The organism is Streptococcus mitis (assembly GCF_003942865.1).
GTDB lineage: Bacteria > Bacillota > Bacilli > Lactobacillales > Streptococcaceae > Streptococcus > Streptococcus mitis_BI.
Map to the genome: position 1 here is coordinate 1 of NZ_RJNZ01000027.1, position 1,150 is coordinate 1,150.

Annotated in this window: 1 protein-coding gene; it reads left to right on the forward strand. The window is 45.5% G+C overall.

The features are described 5' to 3' along the window. Positions 1 to 1,150: SIALI-17 repeat-containing surface protein (locus D8845_RS10120; RefSeq protein WP_398575083.1), on the forward strand; the 1,150-nt coding region annotated here is incomplete at both ends.

A 1,150-nucleotide genomic window follows, 5' to 3' on the forward strand; every position in this document is an offset into this window, starting at 1 on the left:
GATGATTCATTGACAGATGGTTGGACACATGATTCTAAGATGCCAGGAAATCGTTACATCGAGGGTGAATTGACGACACCAGTCAAAGCAAACTATCTTCGTGTCCTCTATACAGCTGACTATGATGCTCGTTTTGTAGGATTTACAGAATTGGTGATCAATGATGGCGAATTTGTCAAACCAATCAATGATCCAACTGTAGAAGGAAACGGTGGCGAAAGCCGAGGCAACTTCTATACTAATCTCGTAGACGGAAAAGTTTTGACTAGCTACAAAGCAGAACAAGATAAGGGAGAAATGATTTATCACTTGTCTGAACCAACCAATGCTAACCATCTTCGTCTCGTTTCAAGCCTTCCTGAAGGAGCAAAAGCACGAGTTCAAGCGAGAACACTTAAGGATGGACAAGAAAGTTGGACAGATCTTGGTGCCATTACATCTAGTCTCCAAACCTTTGCTATCCGAAATGGTGGTTCTCTTCTAGATGTTAAACTGGTCTGGGAAGGTGGCAAGGCTGAATTTTATGAATTGGCGAGCTTCTATCAAGAATTGACAGAAGAACCTGTTCAATCAAGTAAGGGTGAAGAACCAGCACCAGTGTTTGAGGTACCTGAGTTCACAGGCGGTGTGAATGCAGTTGAATCCTTGGTAGATGAGCTTCCAGCCTACACAGGCCCAGTAGCAACAGTAGGCGATCAAGCTACACCGATAGTTGAGAAGCCTGAGTTCCAAGGTGGTGTGAATGCAGTTGAAGCCTTGGTACATGAGCTTCCAGCCTACACAGGCCCAGTATCAACCGTAAGCGATCAAGCTACACCGATAGTTGAGAAGCCTGAGTTCCAAGGTGGAGTCAACTCCGTTATGGCCTTGAAACATGAGCTACCAGAGTACACAGGTCCGGTATCAACCGTAGGCGACCAAGCCGCTCCAACAGTAGAGAAACCAGAGTTCCAAGGTGGAGTCAACTCCGTTATGGCCTTGAAACATGAGCTACCAGAGTACACAGGTCCNTTGTCAACCGTAGGTGATCAACCAGCACCGACAGTAGAAAAACCAGAGTTTAAACTAAGTTCGTTAGAAAAAGCTCAGACTCCAGAAGCACCAGTTCAAGTTGCCAAGGAAGACAAGAGATTGCCAGAAACTGGTGAAA